Origin of the sequence: Bacteroides caecigallinarum (genome assembly GCF_016902295.1) — a bacterium.
Taxonomy (GTDB): domain Bacteria; phylum Bacteroidota; class Bacteroidia; order Bacteroidales; family Bacteroidaceae; genus Phocaeicola; species Phocaeicola caecigallinarum_A.
The window spans coordinates 1-350 of record NZ_JACJLQ010000177.1; the positions used below are offsets into that span (position 1 = coordinate 1).

General features: G+C 40.6%; 2 rRNA genes. Both read right to left on the reverse strand.

The features are described 5' to 3' along the window. Window positions 1-94 (reverse strand): 5S ribosomal RNA (rrf, locus tag H6A27_RS14710); the annotation flags it as partial. Window positions 95-229: 135 nt separating this feature from the next. Then, a 23S ribosomal RNA gene (locus tag H6A27_RS14715) occupies window positions 230-350 on the reverse strand; the annotation flags it as partial.

Below are 350 nucleotides of genomic sequence, written 5' to 3' on the forward strand. Positions count from 1 at the left end.
TCTCCCACTTGTACGCAGTACCATCGGCGTGACGAAGCTTAACTTCTCTGTTCGGAATGGGAAGAGGTGGAACCTTCGTGCTATAGTCACCTTAATTTCTTTTCTATTTTATATTCTTCTTTTTTATCTTCACATGAATAACAAACTGAAGAAAGAACATTTCCTTTCAACCAAAACTCTTTCGCTTTTCAAGAACCGAACGTATATAACATCCTTCATGTGTCACGTGACAATGAAAGTTAACGGGCAATTAGTAATGCTCGGCTTTGCTGTCTCCAGCTTTACACCTGCATCCTATCAACGTCATAGTCTTTGACGACCCTAAGAAATCTTATCTTGTGGCCGGCTTC